The 18,956-nt window shown below is 49.7% G+C and carries 16 protein-coding genes; 1 reads left to right on the forward strand and 15 read right to left on the reverse strand.

Going from position 1 to position 18,956, the window contains the following annotated elements:
* Positions 1-56: 56 nt before the first annotated feature.
* From M1D70_RS25590 to M1D70_RS25605, 4 genes are all read right to left on the reverse strand, one after another.
* The gene (locus tag M1D70_RS25590) at positions 57-1,001 is read right to left on the reverse strand and encodes a DUF1861 family protein (protein ID WP_456288309.1); all 945 of its coding nucleotides are present in this window, start codon (positions 999-1,001) and stop codon (positions 57-59) included.
* A gap of 42 nt (positions 1,002-1,043) precedes the next feature.
* Complete coding sequence (locus M1D70_RS25595) at positions 1,044-2,579, reverse strand: extracellular solute-binding protein (RefSeq protein ID WP_456288310.1); 1,536 nt, start codon at positions 2,577-2,579, stop codon at positions 1,044-1,046.
* A gap of 61 nt (positions 2,580-2,640) precedes the next feature.
* Complete coding sequence (locus tag M1D70_RS25600; protein WP_430200751.1) at positions 2,641-3,513, reverse strand: carbohydrate ABC transporter permease; 873 nt, start codon at positions 3,511-3,513, stop codon at positions 2,641-2,643.
* A 51-nt stretch (positions 3,514-3,564) separates the two neighbouring features.
* Positions 3,565-4,500, reverse strand: coding sequence for an ABC transporter permease (locus tag M1D70_RS25605; RefSeq protein WP_456288311.1), 936 nt, complete (start codon positions 4,498-4,500; stop codon positions 3,565-3,567).
* Positions 4,501-4,797: 297 nt separating this feature from the next.
* On the opposite strand from M1D70_RS25605, the gene M1D70_RS25610 reads away from it, so the two are divergent.
* Entirely contained in the window at positions 4,798-7,122 is a 2,325-nt protein-coding gene (locus M1D70_RS25610; RefSeq protein WP_456288312.1) for a helix-turn-helix domain-containing protein, read from the forward strand.
* A gap of 261 nt (positions 7,123-7,383) precedes the next feature.
* Here the strand turns inward: M1D70_RS25610 and M1D70_RS25615 are convergent, their stop codons facing one another.
* The 11 genes from M1D70_RS25615 to M1D70_RS25665 all read right to left on the reverse strand — a co-directional run bounded on the left by M1D70_RS25615 (position 7,384) and on the right by M1D70_RS25665 (position 18,710).
* Positions 7,384-7,569, reverse strand: coding sequence for a hypothetical protein (locus tag M1D70_RS25615; protein WP_456288313.1), 186 nt, complete (start codon positions 7,567-7,569; stop codon positions 7,384-7,386).
* Between the two features lie 272 nt (positions 7,570-7,841).
* Positions 7,842-9,701 (reverse strand): DUF6382 domain-containing protein, encoded by a 1,860-nt coding sequence (locus M1D70_RS25620; RefSeq protein WP_456288314.1) that lies wholly within the window; start codon positions 9,699-9,701, stop codon positions 7,842-7,844.
* A 12-nt stretch (positions 9,702-9,713) separates the two neighbouring features.
* Positions 9,714-10,226: an A24 family peptidase gene (locus M1D70_RS25625; protein WP_456290500.1), complete on the reverse strand. Its 513-nt coding sequence runs from the start codon at positions 10,224-10,226 to the stop codon at positions 9,714-9,716.
* 217 nt (positions 10,227-10,443) lie between these two features.
* Entirely contained in the window at positions 10,444-11,364 is a 921-nt protein-coding gene (locus tag M1D70_RS25630; protein WP_456290501.1) for a TadE/TadG family type IV pilus assembly protein, read from the reverse strand.
* A gap of 83 nt (positions 11,365-11,447) precedes the next feature.
* Positions 11,448-13,598 (reverse strand): hypothetical protein, encoded by a 2,151-nt coding sequence (locus M1D70_RS25635; RefSeq protein WP_456288315.1) that lies wholly within the window; start codon positions 13,596-13,598, stop codon positions 11,448-11,450.
* A gap of 83 nt (positions 13,599-13,681) precedes the next feature.
* Positions 13,682-14,356 carry a TadE family protein gene (locus tag M1D70_RS25640; RefSeq protein WP_456288316.1) on the reverse strand — a complete coding sequence of 225 codons (675 nt, stop codon included), beginning with the start codon at positions 14,354-14,356 and terminating at the stop codon, positions 13,682-13,684.
* Positions 14,349-14,540: a Flp1 family type IVb pilin gene (locus tag M1D70_RS25645; protein ID WP_015737227.1), complete on the reverse strand. Its 192-nt coding sequence runs from the start codon at positions 14,538-14,540 to the stop codon at positions 14,349-14,351. Before M1D70_RS25645 ends, M1D70_RS25640 begins: the two co-directional genes overlap by 8 nt.
* Positions 14,541-14,560: 20 nt before the next feature.
* Entirely contained in the window at positions 14,561-15,433 is an 873-nt protein-coding gene (locus tag M1D70_RS25650; protein ID WP_456288318.1) for a type II secretion system F family protein, read from the reverse strand.
* A gap of 15 nt (positions 15,434-15,448) precedes the next feature.
* Positions 15,449-16,306, reverse strand: coding sequence for a type II secretion system F family protein (locus M1D70_RS25655; RefSeq protein WP_456288319.1), 858 nt, complete (start codon positions 16,304-16,306; stop codon positions 15,449-15,451).
* Positions 16,303-17,553, reverse strand: coding sequence for a CpaF family protein (locus M1D70_RS25660; RefSeq protein ID WP_456288320.1), 1,251 nt, complete (start codon positions 17,551-17,553; stop codon positions 16,303-16,305). Before M1D70_RS25660 ends, M1D70_RS25655 begins: the two co-directional genes overlap by 4 nt.
* Positions 17,553-18,710, reverse strand: coding sequence for a hypothetical protein (locus tag M1D70_RS25665; protein ID WP_456288321.1), 1,158 nt, complete (start codon positions 18,708-18,710; stop codon positions 17,553-17,555). Before M1D70_RS25665 ends, M1D70_RS25660 begins: the two co-directional genes overlap by 1 nt.
* Between the last annotated feature and the right edge of the window lie 246 nt (positions 18,711-18,956).

An 18,956-nucleotide genomic window follows, 5' to 3' on the forward strand; every position in this document is an offset into this window, starting at 1 on the left:
AGTAGTCTTGGTGCGTCATAGTCATCATGCGAGGGCGCAGTCATTACAATTTTCCTCTAAACAAGGCGTCCGTATCCTGCGAACGGATCGTCAATCGTGATGCGCCCTGCCTGACAATCGCCTATGCCGCTGTAGAGATCGACCTTGCCGTCCGGGCGCATCACAATGCCCGAAGAGAAGACGCAGTCGACCAATTGCGGCGCCTTGGCGGGTCCCGGCGGATAGCAGGAGCGGCTTCCGATCAGATGAAGGTTAGAGGATTTTCGGGTTGTCGGATCGAAGACGAAGGCCATGTTCAGATATACCTTCACTTCCCCTCCGTGCTCATCCTGATCCGGGTAGCAAATATGGCCTATGATGCCAATTTTGCCGCTGTCCAGCAGATAGGCCTGGTTCACGCCCCCCCACTCGCCTTCCCCGAAGATGCCGTGAATGTACGGCGCGTTCCCGATAACCTCCGCAGTCAACTCTTCCAGCCGGTCAATGATCGTAAAGCCGATCATGGATTCGCTCCCAAATTTGCCCCTCATCTCGGCGCTGCGCGGACGCGAGAAGACGCCGATCCTGCCGTCCGACAACGAAACAAGGCGAATATCCTTCATTTTGTCGGGGCCGGTAGTGAAGTAGTACAAATCATGAAGATCGGTGCCCCGGAAGAAATAGCCGAAAAACGTGCTGTATTTTCCGCTCTGATATTGCACATGAGTTCCGCCCATGACAAGCTCGTCACCGATTTCGCTGATGTAAGGGTCCTCCAGCGTATAGATCATGCTGTCTTTCACCAACGTCCATTCGTCCTGTCCCGTTTCCTCGAACAGGCGAACCCAAGAGCGGGCCCATTCCTCGCGACGTTCTACCCGCCCGAACAAATAGCGCTTCCCATCCCGTTTGAATGGAATCGAAATATTGTAGACATCAAAACCATCCACGCCATGAAATTTCAAGGTTGCACTTTCATAGATCGTTTTTGTCGCTTCAAATTCAATTCGTTGCTTCTTCAAAGTCAAAATTCCTCCACACCTTCCTTTAGTTTTTCAACTCGTTTATTTGAGTGAAGCTTGATACTCCTGGAATTGCTTCTGGTATTCAGCAACCACTTTATCCAGACCGGCTTTCCTCATTTTTTCTAGTGCAGCCGGGAAGGCCTTATCGTATTCTTGAACCCCCATATAAATCGGAGTGATGCTTGCCGAAGCTTCCGACAAAATATTGGTGTATTCGGCCCTTACATTCGTCGGGTCAAAAATAAAGTTCGCCGCGATACTGTTGATTGCATTCGGATTTGGCTCAAACAAGACTTTGTTGTTATCTGGAATGCTGTTCTCCAAGTCAAATCGCATGAAGTTTACGTTGCCGTTTTGCGAATCAGAACCTCTAAACCCCGGATTATTATTGTTATTCGGATCTTTGATCGGCTTAAAGCCCGTCTCACCGTCCTTAGTGTAGTGCTTGCCTTCAATGCCATATTGTACAAGATCATAATTTTCTTGACTTGCCAGCATCCAATCCATGAATTTGACGGCCGCTTCCGGATTTTTGCTATTTACCGGTACTGCATTTCCGTTCTTGAAGGTGAGCGGACGCATATATTCTTTCTCCGGGTTAAACCATACAACGCCGATATCGTTTACAGTGGCTTCTGGATTGTACTTCTTCAGCCCGTTCAAGCTTCCGCCAGTTCCCAAACGGACGAACCATTCACCGCTGTCGAGTTGTGCATCTACCTGCTCTTGCTTCATGACCAGGATATCGGGATTGGTAATACCCTTTGTGTACAGCTCGCGCATGAAAGACGCATCTTTCTTGAACTCTTCGGTCTCAATCCAAGACTTAACCTCACCGCTTTGATTCACATAGAAGAACTTATCCTTCACGGTAAACGGGAACGTGTCATAAGTCCGGTGCAGGATGGACGTATGCAGGTAGATCGGGTCAAAGTCAGCGCGAGTGCCAAGATAGGGCTTATTGCTTCCCCTCCAGTTCTTCATGACAATCTCCCAAGCGCTAATCAATTCAGCTGGAGTCGTCGGCTCTTTGAGATTATTCTCAGCGAGAATGTCACGACGAATATTGAATTGACCTTCACTCGCCATTTCAACCCAATAAGAGGGAACGGCATAATACTTGCCATCGATTTTAGCTCCCTCGAAGATATCATCAGGAATATATTTCTTCAGATTTTCTCCATGCTTTTCGATTGCATCCGTGATATCCGCCAGTGCACCGCGGTTATAGTAGCTCGAGAACGGCGTGCGGTCCTGCATGACGTGGAACAGGTCGAAATCTTCCCCAGTGGACAGCATTAAGTTCAGCTTCTGATCCCACGCATCCCACGGTATATATATTTTTTCCACCTCAACGCCGACACCGTCCGCAGCCAGCTTCTCATTGACCTTTTGGAACACTTCCTTGTAGTCTTTCGGCTCTGTGCCTGGAACTAAATATTTGATTTTGACCGTATTGGCAGGCTTGTCATCATTCTCTGAATTGGAGACTGAAGAATTGTCTCCCTTACCGCATCCAATTAAAGTCGAAAGCACAAGAACCACAGCCAATAGAAACACACCATACTTTTTCATATTAAATATTGACCTCCTTCTATAAAGTGCTTAATTTATGTTAACCCCGAAGGGGAGTATATCAGCCTTTGACAGAACCAATAACTAGGCCTTTGACGAAGTACTTTTGCAAATACGGATAGAGTAAGACGATCGGCCCGATCGTCACGATCGCTGTTGCCATCTTGACCGATTCTGAAGGAAGCGTGATGTCGCTTGTTCCGGCCAGCATCGTCATCTCGTTCAGCATGCTGATCTCCGATTGCATTTGCAGTAGCATAAATTGCAGCGGGTACAAATCCTTGCTGTCAATCAACATGATTGCATTCCACCAATTGTTCCAGTAATCAAGTCCGTAGAATAGCGCAATCGTCGCCAATACCGGTTTGCATAAAGGAAGATAGATCCGGAAGGCAATCGTAATATCGCTGGCCCCGTCTATGTTTGCCGACTCTCGCAGCGAGTCGGGAATCCCGCTCATGAAATTTCGCACAAGGAAGAGGTTGAACGGGCTGAATAGCAGCGACGGAATGATCAAAGCCAGGATGTTGTTGGTCAATCCGAGCGAACGATTCATCAGATACCAGGGCACAATCCCCGCGGAAAAAATCATGGTAATAAAGAAATAGAGCGCCAGTAGATTGCGGTTTTTCACATTTTTGTTCGCCAACGTGTAGCCGGCCATAGAAGTAATCAGAATAGCCAGCACCGTGCCGACAATCGTGACAAAGATGGAAATACCGTAGCTCTGCATGACTTGGGAACCGCCCGTAAAGATTAACTTATAGGCATACAGAGAGAACTCCTCCGGGAAAAGGCTGTAGCCGTTCTTTAATATGGCATCCTCATCCGTGACCGAGATCATCAGAACCAGAAGCATCGGAAGCAAACAAAGCGCCGAATAAACCGTAATGAGAGCATACATGATCGTTTTGCTGAGTGAAAACGCCTTCATTTCTATTCCTCCTAAAGCCTTCCTTCGGGAAGCTATTGCCGAAACCGGATTTTAATACAACGCCCCATCTTTAAAAAATTTGCGGGTAATGGCATTTGTGCCGAAGACAAGGATAAACCCGATGACGGACTGGAACAGTCCGACAGCCATTGCTTCGGAAGGGTCGCCAATCTGACGCAAAGAGCGGAATACATATGTATCGATGATATCCGTGGTCGAATACAAGGTGCCATTGTCACCGATCAAGGCGTAGATCATCCCGAAATCGCCGTACATGATTTTGCCGACCGAGAGCAGCATCAATATAACCACTGTAGGCATCATCAACGGAATCGTAATGCGCATGCACATCTGCCACCGGTTAGCCCCATCAATCTCGGCAGCTTCATACAACGTCTCATCGATCCCGGTGATGGTAGCCAGATAAATGATGGCGCTCATCCCTGCTCCTTTCCACACATGCATGACGGTAAGAACAGCCGGCCATACCTTCGGCTCGGTGTACCAGTTGACCGAGACGAGGCCAAGCTGGTTCAGCAATTTGTTCACGATCCCCATATCCATAGAAAAAAACGCATACAGCACATAGCTGATGACGATCCAGGAAATGAAGTTCGGAAACAACATCATGGATTGGCTGATTTTGACGAACAGCTTCTTGCGCAGCTCGTTCAGGATCAGTGAGATGGCCAGTGCCGTCAGCGTTCCAAAGACAATAAAGAGCAAATTTAGAAAGATTGTGTTAAAGGTGACCGTAAACGCCTTGCTCGACCCGAAAAAGAACTCGAAGTTCTTTAATCCTACCCACTCGCTATGAAATATGCCCTTTGTATAATTGAATCGTTGGAAAGCAATCAGTATATACGGATACGTCATATACCCGAAAATAAACGTGTAAACCATCGCCGGAAGGACCAGCAAGTAAGATGTTCCATTCCTACGGATATCAGAAAACATGCCGAATGCCGGTCGCTGTCTCTTTTCCAATTTCTTATCCTCCTTCTTTGCAGTGTACATTTTTGGGCTGCGTTGACGCTTGCTCTAACTCTATAGCAGCGGGTCAGCGTTTCCAATTTCAAATACCGGACATCGCTTTCACGATTCGATTAAGGGCTTTCAAATTTCGAATTGATTTTCATTGCACAAGAATGGAAATTATTGATATAAAGCACAAGCCTTTCAAATTATCGAAACGGCTTTCATTTTTGCGAGAAGGAGTACCTTTTTAGCCAGATATGTCCTATAGTGAAGAGGTTATATTAACGGCATTGGGAGGAATTCTTCATGCGGAACACCATGAATCGGCTTGTTCGATACAAGGCGTTTCAAAAACTTACAATTTCATATTTCCTGCTCGTTCTACTAACCGTCAGCCTGCTGTCCGGCGTCCTCTTCCTTCTCTTCTCCAAAAGCGCCGTCAAGGAGATCGACCGCAATTCCAAAGCCATGTTATCCCAAATCACTTACGCCTCGGAGGTCGTCTATAACCAAGTCATGACAATCGGCAATGCGCTGCTCATCCAGCCGGAGATCACCTCATTCCTGAATGACAAGTTGGAGGACAAGACGAACAATTATCGGATATTCCAACAAATGAACCAGATTATAAGTGTGTATCCTTATATTTACAGTGCCGGGATCTACCGGCCTTCTACGGGAACAGCCGTCGATACTGCCGGGCTTCCATTCGACTCCTCGCTCATCACCCTTGGCGCGGAGCGGTACATGGAATTCTATCCACGTAGCTTGACCGTTGCCGACCGCAACAACGATGCGCCGCTTCAGCTCCTGACCTTTCTGCTGTACCCGGATTTTTCATTTAAGACCTCCGACAACCCGCTTATCTATATCAATGTGGAAGAAAAGTCGATTCTGACGACGATCCGCAAAATCAGCAAAACGGATTCCGCCAACAACGTTTTTGTCATCAACAAAGAGGGCAAAGTGCTCTCCCATACCGATTCAAGTTTATTTCTGAAAGATTGGTCCGAGGAACAGTATGTGCAGCAAATTCTAAATCAGGACAAGGAAGAGAACAGCTTCACAACAAATATTCTAAATAAAAAGCATCTGGTCACTTATGTGAAGTCGGAAAAAATGGACTGGTATTTTGTAAGCGTTTCCCCCTACTCCGGACTCATCTCCAACATTGACCGTCTCCGCAACGTTACGCTGCTTGTGACAGCCGGAATTGTACTGACAGGTCTGCTGATCTCTATTTTTCTGACCAAGAGCATTTATAGACCGTTATCGACGCTGTTTGAAAGGATCATGCCGGACACGGATTCTCCAGTCTCCGATTCGCCGTTCATAGATGAATATAAGATGATGACCGAGGTTTTCCATTCGTTGGAGGAACGTGAAAAATCGATGCAATTCGTGATCAACCGCTCTTCCCGAACGATTCGTGAGCATTACTTACTTTCGTTACTCTGGGGTCATCCGCTGGAACATTCTGTTCCGAGCGAATTAATTCGGGATATCGACAAGAAAGTATCGGGGCCTTATTTTTGCGTGCTTGTATTCAAAATCAATGCGCTGGAACCGACAAGAGGGAGGATGGAGACGGAACAGCAGCCGCTGCTGCTCTTCGCTCTAGGCAATATCGCAAAAGAGATGCTGGAGCCTATCGGAGCATGTGATTACCTGTTTATGGGGGGAAATGAAGCCGTCGCAATCCTTCAGTGTACGAACAACCAACAGCCTGAGGAGCTCGAGGCTGCCTTGGGCAATATTCAGAGTTTTCTGAACCGTTACTTCAAGGTGACGGTATCCATTGGCATAGGGGATATAAGTTACGGCAGGAAAAATATTTCTTTCTCCTATACTTCGGCGCAGCAGTATGTTAAATACCGGCTAATCTACGGGAAGGAATCGATCCTGGATGCCGTAACAACACGGCCCCATATGATGACGGCCTTAAGTTATCCCAGCGCCTTCGAGAAGAAGCTAATCGATGCTGTGCAGTCCGGGAAGCCGGAAGCAATCCGGGATGCAATCGGACAATTCGTGGAACAGATCTCTAACGGTTCAATCAATCAGGTCATTACATACAGCACCCAGCTCATGCTATCCTTACTTAAACACTTTGACTATTTGCAACATGTGCCAGATTCCAATTTCAACGAGTATCTGGATGCGGTGACCGAAATTGAATCCGCCGAACATCTGACGGAAATCAAGGAAACTTTCAATCGCTATTGTTTTAATATCTGCACATTAATCGAAGAGAAGAATCTCTGGATGAATGCCCAGAAGCACAATGTTATCATTGAAAAAGTGCAGAATTACATCCAGGAACATTATGCCGAGCCAAACTTATCTCTGGAGCTGGTGTCTAACATTGCCGGCCTGTCGCCAAGCTATTTGGGTAAGCTCTTCAAAAAAGCAACCCGTCAATCGTTCAGTGAATACCTGAATCACACCAGGCTGGAGAAAGCTAGGGATTTGCTTGCTTCCACCCATGAGACTGCAGCCAAAATCAGTGAATCGGTCGGAATGTACAATATCACTTACTTCTCCACTCTATTCAAGAAAAAATACGGCCTAACTCCTTCCGTCTTCCGCGAGCAGGAGGCGATAAGAGGCAATGAAAGGGCTGGAGAATAAACAAATTAGAGCTTTCGGTTTGCGAGAAAAACTGGTGTTGTGGCTAAATTTCCAGCTCCAGCTATGACAGTGACCTCAATGAGTCGAGTGCTGTTCTCAAGGTACAATACAAAAAGAATTCATTTTTACCTATAGATGATTCTACACAAAAAAGCATCGACTACCCGCCATACCAGCATCGCTGGACGAGTTACTCTTGTTGAAGCTTATAAAGTCCCTTCCGGGATTGTCCGTCTGGGCTTCTAACAGGGGCTATTTACCTTAGCCAATTAAATTAAATAGATACACCATTATCCCTACAAGCAAAGGTCCTATCACTAAAAACCCGAATATCAGGGCAATAACTTTCAGAGTTCCTGATATTCCTTTTGACGAGTTCAAGGTGTCTAGTTTATTATTGATTTCTTTTAGCTCTCTCAATATTTCTCTATTTAGATCTTCAGACACATCAAAGTCCTCCTTATACACATGAATCAAAAAACACAAGATGTTTTTCATTTAATCGTTAACATATACAAAGCTAGTCATGTATAGTTAATCGGTACATTTTACCATAATCATCATACCAGATGTTTTTTATGGATCTAGTAAAAATAAAAAACCAAAGGCCCCTCTAAAAATTAGGGTACACCTTTGGTTTTCTGCAATAATCCGAATTCCCTCTAAACTTCATAGAATAATGGCTTCGCAAATCTTACTTCTACTATAATAATCCCGTATTAATATAACCCCCTGCGAAGGGTAAACGTCCATCCGGCAATAATAAAGGCATCCCCTTCCATCAAAGGGTATTCTTTATAAGGCACCATGGATTCTCCCTTCAACATCGTACCGTTTCTGGAACCTAGATCCTTCAGGACGTATCCACCGCTTTCGCGAGAGAGCTCGACATGTGCCCGTGAAGTCCCCACACCTTCAGCTACGAATTGGGCGACGTCGGGAGAGCGGCCGATGATGAAATGGGGCTGATGCAGTTCAATTCGCTGCGGGACGGCTGCATTCGGTTCGGTAAGCTCAAGATAGTCCCTGGCCGAATGTTGCCCGGGCGGACGAACGGCGGTCTCTGGACTTAACAGCACGGTAGCTCCCCCACCACCAGAGGACGAAAGCACCTCCGTCCGTTGGGACAACTGGGCATAATAATCCCCTTCTTCCCCATAAGAATCTCCTGCCCCGGCGTTAGGCGAACGCGAAAAAGCCTGGTCCCGCAAAGACTGTACGGAAGATCCCGCTGAAGGCTGATCCCGCTCAAGGTTAAATGGAGATTTAGGAACCTGCCATCTCCAATGCTCTTTCCTCTCACCAAGCTCTGCTTCTGCCGCTTTCCCTGAATCCGCTGCCTGTTTTCCCGTAAGAAGACCTGATAAGGGATCTGCCTCAAAACGCGGGACGGACTTCCACTTGGCATGCTCCTGCGGACTCAGCTCTGTGGATTCAAACACGGGCAATGAACCGGACCAATCCTCCGCTCTCCGTGAGAGCAGCCGGAGTTTGCCCGTGTAGCCGAGCCAAGCGATCACGGCAAGCAGAATTGTAATCCCTACCGATAGCCCCAGCATCAGCGGACCCGGTTGATTCATGTACAACATTCTCCAAGCTCCCGCTGCGGCGAGCAAACATCCTAGCAAAATATAGGTCCGAACCGGCGAAGATTTGCCATGCTCCGCTTCATCAAGACTTGAATCATCTGTGCCAGATGACCACGCGGGAAGACCTGATGGGATTCGACCGGCGTGAGAATTATCTTCTTCGTTTCGGCCGCTTTTTCCAAACATCTCGTTGGTACGTTCCGTCAGGCTTCGAATTAAACTCTGTTTATCCGTGTTGCCGTCATTCTCCGTCTGCGATGCCGCACTCCGGCTGTGAGCCGGCTCTGCAAATGAGAAGGCAGGCCTGAAGACGCTGCTGTTTGAGGGATTATCGGTATAAGGCAATCCTTCATTCACACGTGCAGGCACTGCCATCTTCGCTTGCGTTCCTGCTTGATCGCTTTCACCATCTTCTCCTGCAAGCAGTTCAATGACAAGCCGCTTAAGTCCCGGCAAACTGAAGCTCTGTTCACTGCAGAAGGACATCAATGCTTGTATCCCTCCTCCTTTCAGCTCCGAGACCGATAAGAGCAGCCTTGTCATAAGCTCCTTAAGCGTTACAGGGAGACGGTTACTGCTTTTCTCATTAACGGCAAGGGGAACGTAAGTTAAATATAATGTGCCAAGATGCAGGGAGCCTTCAACAAACAGAAAATCCTCATGAAGTATGTAATTCTCGGGTTGAAGCATATACAGCCTGCTGTCCTCCAATGCGGTAGCGATCTGCAGCAGCAACCCGTAGTACTCGGTCAACGTCATGCGCTCGCTCTTCAATGCCTGTGACAGCATCTTTTTGCCGGTGATATCATATTCCAAGGTTACTTTGTAATCGACTTCTTTCATATGCAGCTTCAAAAAGTGCGGGATTCTCGAAGAACGGATCATGCCCAGCTGCACATGATTCAGTTCTGCTGACTGGATCCCTTCATCCCGGTCCAGCACCATGATCGTTCCGCCGTTCTGCATAAAATCCGCCTTTAATCCGAACATAAGCGCCGCCTCCTACATGTGCAGTACTAGATACGTGCTGATCATGCCAGGAAGGACAGCCATCATAAAGGGAAATCGCAAGTGCTCCTCCTGGCTGTTGCGCCATGGCAACCAGCTCTTCATGACAAAAACTCCGGCGATACTGCCGACGACATGGCGTATTCGCTTCATCGTCTCCCGCCGCCAGAGCAGAATGAGCAAACCGATGGCACCGGCAAAAAGGACAGAATACATAATGCCCTGCAAGGTAAACCACAAGCCGGTCCAGGCGCCGATCCCACCGAACAGCTTAACGTCGCCTGCTCCTACAGCCCCTATAAAATACATGATCAATAAGATGAGAAACCCTGCTCCAAGACCCTTCAAAGAAAAGAGCAGGCCTTCCCACCCGTCTAGAGCGCCATGATAAACCGGACCGGACAGCATTGCCGATACGGTTAGAGCATTCGGTATCTTCATGGAACGAAGGTCTGTAATAAAGGCCGCAATCAGATAAACGGCACAAATACCAAAGGCAACGGCCACACGCATCACTCCCCCTGCGCGACTATTCAAAGAAATAGCCTGAATAGAACTTTAACTATGGATGCACAACGAATTGCTTCTATTGGAAAGACTTTTCTTGGATATTTCTTTAGAGCGCTTCATTAGATTGCCTTTAGATTGCAAATTCTGTGCGCCTCTATAATGCGATTCTTCTTTGGAACCCTTTATTTCATAATTTGTACTTTCGAACCTCTCATCAACCCGACCGCGCGACCACCGTAAACGGCACCTCGATCCGCTGCCCGTCGGCCGTCTCAACCACAAACAGCCAAGTCCCCGGCGTTGTATTAAATCCCACGTTCCATTCCCAATCGATATAGCCGTTACTATCCGCGGTCTTCCAACCCAAATATTTAGCCGTGCTCTGGCCGCTCTTATAATAGACTGATAATTGAGCGCTGGCCCCTGGTTCTACTTTCACCTTCACCTTAGCCTGCTTGCTTGCGACGGCCGGATTCGGCTTCTCCATCAGCTCAATGGTTCCGTTCTCTGAGCCGTCCCCGTTCCCTGAATCGCCCCCGCCTTCTCCGGTGTCTCCAATCCACAGCCTCTCCTGAGCCTTCGCTTGCAGCACGATGCGTTTGTTCAAGAAAGGAACTCGGATTGGAAGGGCATAATTCACCTCAATGCCAAAATAAGGACTCGTGCCGCTCTTCAAATTGGGTATGTGAACATTGGACACATGGATTCGGTCATAATCCAGAAGGCGGTCAGGCATGAACGGCTTCATCATCGGCTTGACCACGGGATCAAGTACGGCTTCCACGGCTTGGTTCTTAAGCTGTTGCAGAGGCTCCTCACCCGAAGCGACGGCTTCCGTGATCCACTCCTTAGCAGGAGAAGGAAGCGAGTCGCTATATTTCGAAACCCAATCGGACAGCGACAATTTGGGTATTTCCCAATGGGACGTGCTGGGCGTGCCTACGCCTGTTCCGTTACCGCCTGCATTCGCCTGCACGGCTAGAGAAACAGGATACATATGGGCCGCTACGGTTTTGACGGTATCGGAAACGGTGCTTTGGAGCGCCGTCGATATCAACGTCATCTGCACGATATATATAAGAAAAATGACAAAAAACATAAACATCGGCAGCACAAGCGCAGCTTCCACGACCATGCTTCCTTGCTCCGCCGACGCCTTACTCTTACGCAAAGGCTTTCGTAATACCGATAAACATTTCATTCAAGTAACCCCTAATCCTAATAGGAAAAATCCGCCTTGCGCTTGACCAAGTACCGACTTCCTTGAACTTCATCCCCATCGCTTCCGAATACAACGCCGATCGACTTCGTCACTCCCGGAAGAAACCATAAACGCATGGCCGTCCTAACTTCCCCTGTAGCATAAGTAAATCGCTCCGCAGGATTGATGCCGGTGTTTAATCGTATCAGCGCCAGCATGCGTGATAACTTCTTCTCGTTATTGCTGTGAATAAACAAAAATATTCGTAAATGATCCCTGTAGGTAAGCTCAACGGGTACATACTTGGAAAGCTGAACGCTTCCCTTCTGACACAGCTGGATCATATCCTCGATAGCCTTCTCAATCCCATACAGGATGGCTGCCGCCAAAACCGCCAACGGATTTCCTAATTTGCTGTTGACGACGAATCCTTCCATCGTCCGAATCGCGAGCCTGGAAGCGAAGATTTCTGCATAAGCCGCCGATATATTCCCGGCGGGATTGTGAAATCCGTACAGAATGTATTCCACTTCCTGGTTCCCAATAGCAAACTCCTGCAGCATCTCCTCTCCCGTGCTGGAGCCGTCAACGATTCCGGATAAGTTCCCGACATCGAAATGCTGATAATAATGAACGGCGTACTCATTCTGAAACAGTTCATCCCTAACACCGCCAAGCACGTTCCCCATAAATCCAAACATACCGTCCATATTATCCATTGCTTGTTTGCCGGCATCATACGGATCGTCGTCCAGCGGCTTTCCCTTACTCATGCTGTCTCCTTCCGCATTGAATTGAAGGCTTTCGTCATAGTACTGCTGGAGTTCACGAAACTCATCCATAATGGCTTGATGCTGCCCATTCAGCCCGTTGATCGCCTCGATGGCTTTGGATGCCTGCTTCAGCTTCTGATTGGCCAGCTTCTCCATCGCCTTCCGTTCCTTATCCGATGTGCGAAACTGCTCCAATGCCGCCTGCTGCCGATCCATGATATTTCCGTTGCCTGATACCCCATAATTAGAAATATAATTCTGCAATTCGCGGCTAGCTCCGAGTACGGCTCCTTTCATCCCCTCTCCGCCCAATGAAGACTGTAGCGCGGCCACAGCTCGGACAACCTGTTGATATCGACGCTCCTGGTTGTCAATTTCTTGCCGAAAGCCGTTTAAGAAGTCATCGCTATGAATTAATTTGTCCGCTTGCTTCCGAATGGATTGGATCATCTCCGCTTCCGATCCGGAGGAAGCAGCAGACCCCGGCGTTACGTCATTCGTCACTTGGTCATACCCCACATTAGATGAACGGTTCTCGGATTCCTTGATGACCTGCTTCATCTCCTCGTTCAAATTCCTGGCTTCCTCCCATAATTGCTGCGCATCCGCTAGGAGCTTGTCATTCTCTCGCTGAAACCGCCCGTCCTCTCTCGATATCTTCGAGCCGATGGAAGACATTCCGCTCCTGTAAGCCACGAGCAAAAGCGTATACTGTTTCTCCTTGGGAGGCCTGTCCGCGTCCTCCTGTTGTTTATCTTTATAATCCTCATACTGCGATGCCCCGTCGGCAGCCGTTTGGATGCTGCCCCCAAGCGAAGTATCATTGATCGGTTGTCCAGGCGGATCCATAACCAGTCTCGATAGCTGGATCGCATGCTCACCTGCCTTGCGCTGCTTTGCCAGCATCTCATCCAGCGCCGCTTCCCGCTTGTCATACAGCTTGCGCAGCTTCTTAAGCACATCGACCGTATTGGAAGCTTCCTTCATGGACTGCGATAAAGGTTTGAACTTACCCACTAATTCCAAAGTGAAATCGATGGGCGCTTTATACTTCATGTCCTCGATGATCTGCCGGTTGAAGATGTCATAAGTTCCCAATGGACGCTGCAATTCAAGCCCCGAGCTATCGAGTTCCATCGCCATTAACCGGAACGCGTCGCTGCGGTCTCCCGGTTTCAAGCTGTCATTCAGCACGTTGCCCATAATGAGATCCCCACTGGTGCCCCCATGGGCATACAGTCCGTATTCCTTCTGCAGCTGCGGATCGTAGGATGACATCACGGAGCGTACGGCTGCTCTTGTCAGCCTCTCGCTTTGCGCCTTCATGGCCGCGATACGCGAGAAATCAATGAATATGGCTACAAACATAAATACGGCTGCCAGGGCGATAATCAAAAAAACAGATACAGATCCATCGGACGATCGGCCCACCTCTCTCCTTCTCCGACTAGACCTCGCTTTCCCATGCTTCGTCATGACTATCGCGAACCTCCGAACTTTTGTAGAACTTCACCTGCGGCTGCCTTATCCGTTCCGTTTCTCCCGCCTTGAAACTTCGATCCGTAATATCGCATCAAATCCACCGTGCGGATAAATTCAACGGGATCAACCACAATCGATTGTGAGTTGACCTTGATCCGGCCGCCATCGTCCATCATTCGGCTGATTGGCGTCAGAGAGACCTGCTCGTTTAACGACGTCGTTACTTTTCGTATGAGCAGCTGATTCGTATAACGCATCTCCCCAGCCATGCTGGAAGGCACGGCCGTGCCGCCCTTGGACATCTTAAGCTCGGGCAATTTTCCGCCCTCAGCCTCCCCTTGCGGCAGTGCAATCGACCTCGTACTGTCTCCCCCCGCCAAACCGAATAAGGTTCCGACAACGTTATCGTCGGTTAACCGCCAATATAACGCATCATGGCGTCCCTGTTCCACGGATCCCGAGGCAGCGATCTTATGGCTGTTGTCCCAGTTATACGCGGTCCTTTCGGAAGCCGCGGCCGACGCCTGGACCAGTATGGACTGCTGATAGATATACAAGCATAGGAACAGAAGCAAAACCGTCACCATCAGCACGATGGGAAGAACCAGGGAGGCTTCAACCGTGAAGCTCCCCGTATCGTCCTTCCATCTTCTCTTTAGCCAATTATTCAAGGAACTCTTTACTCTTGTTGTTCACGTTTTTAAACAAGTTGTTCACCAAGGCCGTAATCTGATCTTTAAATATAAGCGCGATTATCAAAATAACGACGAGGATCAGGATCATCTCAAGCGTTCCGATCCCTTTCTCATCCTTCCAAAAAGCTTTCATCCCGTTCTTCGCCATGTTTAACATCATATTTCGTACACCGGTCCCTTCTACATGTTCATCATCATAAATGCAGGCGCTCCGAGCAAAACAATCACGATCATGAAGATGACCACCATTGGCAGCACCAGCTTTGAGGAGGCCTGCTCGCCCCTTGTTCTTGCAATGGCCTTGCGCTTCTCCCACAGCACGCGGGACAAATCCCGCAGTGCCAGGACAAAGTCATTCCCGCCGCGCCGAAAATTAAGCAGGACGGTTGTTGTAAATATCGATACTTCCTGAACGCCGCACCGTTTATTGAACTGCTCGAAGGCTTGCTGGAACGGATGGCCTCCCTCCCATTCAAGCACCATTCTCTTCAGCTCAGCATACAGGGGATGGCTCGCGTCCTTGTTCCGTTCCACGCAATGAATGATCGCACGCTGCACCGTCTCGCCGGCGCCGACAAGCAGCACAATCTTGTTCAGAAGCTCCGGCAGCTCCATCACGATATCCTGCTCACGCAGCGTGACCTTTTTATGGAGGTCCTTCACCAAAGCGACGGGCAGCAATGCCCCCAATGCGAATCCAGCCAGAAGTCCGATTACGTCCCCGGACAGCAACGACCACAAGCAGCCGCCGATCAAAATAAGCCATGTATACGCAAGGGCCTCAGCCATAAATAATAACGTCATTTCCGCGCTGTGCCGCAGACCATGGATCTTCTGAACGGAGCCCTGCATCCGGTAAAATACAATCGGGAGGCGCATCGGAACCTTCCCCCGCTCCAACAGGAACAACAGAGGCGGCGCTAACCGCTGAAGCCTGAGCCCATCCATGGACAATCTTCCAAGACGATGGTATCGTTCGCCGCACGTTTGATTCAGCACCACCCAACCACCCACAAGCAGAACCATCAGCGCGCCGGACATCCATGTCAGCATCCCCGCCTCACCTCCTTACACCTTGATATTCATCATTTTGGTGATCCATAAGAAACAGCCTCCTAAAGCCGCCAGTGCAAAAGTAGAGATCATGATCCCCGATCCGCTGTACATGGGCTCCATATAATCGGGGGATGTCATATTCATGAACAGCAGCAGGAGGAACGGGGCGGCTAGAAGCGCCTTGGATTCGAACCGCTTCTGTGCAATCATCACGGATATCTCCTGCTGAATATCCAGCTTCTCCCCGATGACGGAGGAGGTTCTGCGCACGACTTCGACCAAATCGCCGCCTGTGCGTTTGCAAGTCGAGAAGACATCGGCAAAATTCGTTAGATCCTCCATCCCCGCCCTTCTTGCAAAATCCTGCAGTGCCGCTTCGATAGGCTCTCCGTACTCCAAACGGGACACAATGACTTTGAGTTCGAAGATCAGATCGCTGCTTCCTCCGGGATCCAGCAGCAGCAAGTCCTGAACGGCATCCCTGAATCCGTTCTCCACGGAGCGGCCGGCCGACAGGGACGAGGACAGGGAGTAGAGAGCTTGCTTGAAGTGAAGATTCAGCGTCCTGCGTCTGCGTTCCAGCATAAACTGCCGCCACAATTTAGGGATCATCAGTCCTCCAGCTCCCAGCAACAGCGACAATATCAGATTGTGATAAAACAGATAGCCGATGAAGCAAAACAAAAGGCCGCCAAGGATGACACATGCCGTTCTCTGCATCATCGACAGGTGATAGACACTGTAATCCGGAAGGGCATGGGTTCGGGCCGTGGCTGCATGCTCGGGCTTACCGGAGGCCTTGCTCCTCTTGATCACTTGGCCGCCTTGGCCCTCTTCGGACATCCAGGCTGAACTGCCGGAGCGTTTCATTTGGTCACCTCCATCATCTTCTGCAGCGGCCAAGCCGTAATCCCGGCCATATGAAGCTTGTCCGCCGATTGGAGCGGGTTGCCGCAAGGCTCCAGGCGCCCAATCACCCGGCCGCCCGATTCGCCCGTCTCACGGAACCGGTACAGCGGATTCAGCACTACCTCGCCGCTGCTCATTCCAATCACTTCGCTAATCTCCGTTACGCGTCGCGAGCGATCCCTTAAGCGGGATAAATGCACAAATATATCAATCGCCGAGGTAATCTGCTGGCGGACTACGCTGATCGGAAGATCCGCACCGCTCAGTACCATCGTCTCCAAACGGCTGATCATGTCCTGCGTGCTGTTGGCATGCCCCGTCGACAAGCTTCCGTCATGCCCGGTATTCATCGCCTGCAGCATATCCAGCGCCTCGCTGCCCCGCACCTCGCCTACCACGATCCGATTAGGACGCATCCGAAGCGAGGAACGGATCAGATCGCGCATCGCGATCTCCCCCCGGCCTTCCGTGTTGGCATTCCGGGTCTCCAGCGACACGAGGTTCGGGACCGTCACGATCTTCAGCTCCGCCGAATCCTCGATCGTAATGACACGTTCATCAGGCGGAATATATTGCGACAGCGCATTCAGGAAAGTCGTCTTCCCCGACCCCGTCCCGCCGCCTATAAAAATGTTGTACTTGCCCTTAACCAATATGCGAAGCTGCTCTGCCGCCTCCTCCGTCAGGGCTCCCCTTCCAACCAGGTCATCCATCGTCATCGGCGATTCCGGAAACTTGCGGATCGTCATGGTTGGCCCTTTCAGCGCGATGGGCGGGAGCACGATATTTACCCGGGAGCCATCCTTCAATCTTGCGTCAACGATGGGCGTCGATTCATTCACCACCCGGTTTACCGTACCGACAATGCTCTGAATGATATCCTCCAGGCGGCTCTGCGATTCGAATTGAAGCGGCAGCTTCTTCACCTCGCCATCCTGCTCAATGAATATATCCTGGTGGCTGTTAATCATAATTTCCGTAATTCGGGGATTATCCACCAATGGTTGGAGCACATCCAACCCGCGAAATGAATCAAATACCCTCCGCACCAGCCTCCGCTTCTCGGCGGCTGTCAGCTCCATAAGCTCGCGTCTTCTCCACACCAGTTCCTCGATGCGGGCCATCAATTCCGAGTTGTTAACGCTCGCACTCATATCAAGCTCGGACCGAACCTGATCCCGAACCGATTTAAACGGATCCTCAGGCATCACTTCCCACCGCCCGCATGAACCGGCATGATACCCGAGCCCTCCAGCAGCTGCTGGCAGAGCTTCAATACCTCCCTTTGATAGATCGGCGAGGACAACAGCAGATCTTCCCGATGGAGCTGCTTCCATGAAGGTATATAAGGCAGCACCCCGTCTATGCTCATATCCTTGCGGGGAAGCCCGTTAACAAGCTGACCCGTGTACCGGTTGACGATGAATCGGCTCCGCTTCTTCAGGCTTTCGAAAAGCGTGGAATCCTTGAGCTCTAATTGATCCAGCCATACGCCGCTCTTATGCATGCTGATCAAGTCATCCAACAGCACCCAGATCAGCAGTCCGGCCTGTCCGAGAACCGCCTGCAATCGTTCCCCCGAATCCCCTTCGGTATCCACCACAATGGCATCGTAATGATGGCATTCGATCAGGGAGGTCAACAGCAGGGATGTATCGTCCACGGTCATTTCCGATATTTCCTTAACGTTGTAGCTGGGCTCAAAGGAATCGCACTTCAAGCCATGATGCCTGATGATATAGGGAACTATTGACAGCTCCGTCTCGGAAGCCGATTCTTGGGAGGCCTTAACGTCATACAGTAATCGCGAAAAGCTCCCCTCCATGCCCACGGATCCGGACGGAAACAACGCACTGCTGTTCACGCTCTCTAAATTGAGATAGAAAACTCTCAAACCGAGCACGCCAAGCTGCTTCGCCATGTTCATGGCAATCGTTGATTTCCCGCTCCCGCCCAGGGAAGATACGATGCCGATCACCGATGTTGATCCCGAATTCAATTTCTCCAGCGTTCCCCCGCTTCGCTTGCAACGGGTTACCATGATGTCCAGCAGCTGAGGCAGCGGCTGGTATTTGGGGGTGCTGTCGCAGCCCTCCATAAGAGAAAGCGCTGAATGGCCTTCGCTTAGGAGCAGCCATGGAACCGATGCCTCCCCCCGGCTGAGCCAGCTCTCCAGCATATCCGTATCCCCCACGACCAAATTTGGCGTCTCCCCCGAGTCCATATAATGAAGGAATGATTCTACGCGGGTAAATGCGGTCACCTGCAGAGCCGATCCGTAGGGGCTTCCATGCACATAATTCAGCAGCGGTTCGACATACCGGGAATCCTGCACTGCCAGCACAAGTCGGGCCGGTATCATCATGCCAATCCCCCTCTTCTGTAACAACGCAAAAAAAACACCGTCAAAGCCGCGAAATCGCGGACAATGAACGGTGCTTCCGTTGTCTGTTATAATTTGACATTAGAATATCACAGTTGCAGGAGAACGGCAAGATTTTATTTTTTATGTAGAGATAGCCCTTAATCACTATTGTCAAAACAAGGATAAATGTCCTACTATATAGGCTTAGAACGAGTGTTCTCTATATAGAAACTTCTTATATAGAAT

It is taken from the genome of Paenibacillus sp. AK002, from assembly GCF_053903045.1.

Excerpts from the sequence above, each read along its gene's own strand:
- M1D70_RS25630 (WP_456290501.1), bottom strand. The coding sequence starts at position 11,364 with ATGGTCGTGGAAGCTGCGCTTGTGCTGCCGATGTTTATGTTTTTTGTC.
- M1D70_RS25655 (WP_456288319.1), bottom strand. The coding sequence starts at position 16,306 with ATGAAACGCTCCGGCAGTTCAGCCTGGATGTCCGAAGAGGGCCAAGGC.
- M1D70_RS25665 (WP_456288321.1), bottom strand. The coding sequence starts at position 18,710 with ATGATGATACCGGCCCGACTTGTGCTGGCAGTGCAGGATTCCCGGTAT.
- M1D70_RS25600 (WP_430200751.1), bottom strand. The coding sequence starts at position 3,513 with ATGAAGGCGTTTTCACTCAGCAAAACGATCATGTATGCTCTCATTACG.
- M1D70_RS25660 (WP_456288320.1), bottom strand. The coding sequence starts at position 17,553 with ATGCCTGAGGATCCGTTTAAATCGGTTCGGGATCAGGTTCGGTCCGAG.
- M1D70_RS25650 (WP_456288318.1), bottom strand. The coding sequence starts at position 15,433 with ATGCTGACATGGATGTCCGGCGCGCTGATGGTTCTGCTTGTGGGTGGT.
- M1D70_RS25620 (WP_456288314.1), bottom strand. The coding sequence starts at position 9,701 with ATGTTCGGATTAAAGGCGGATTTTATGCAGAACGGCGGAACGATCATG.
- M1D70_RS25610 (WP_456288312.1), top strand. The coding sequence starts at position 4,798 with ATGCGGAACACCATGAATCGGCTTGTTCGATACAAGGCGTTTCAAAAA.
- M1D70_RS25595 (WP_456288310.1), bottom strand. The coding sequence starts at position 2,579 with ATGAAAAAGTATGGTGTGTTTCTATTGGCTGTGGTTCTTGTGCTTTCG.
- M1D70_RS25645 (WP_015737227.1), bottom strand. The coding sequence starts at position 14,540 with ATGATGTTAAACATGGCGAAGAACGGGATGAAAGCTTTTTGGAAGGAT.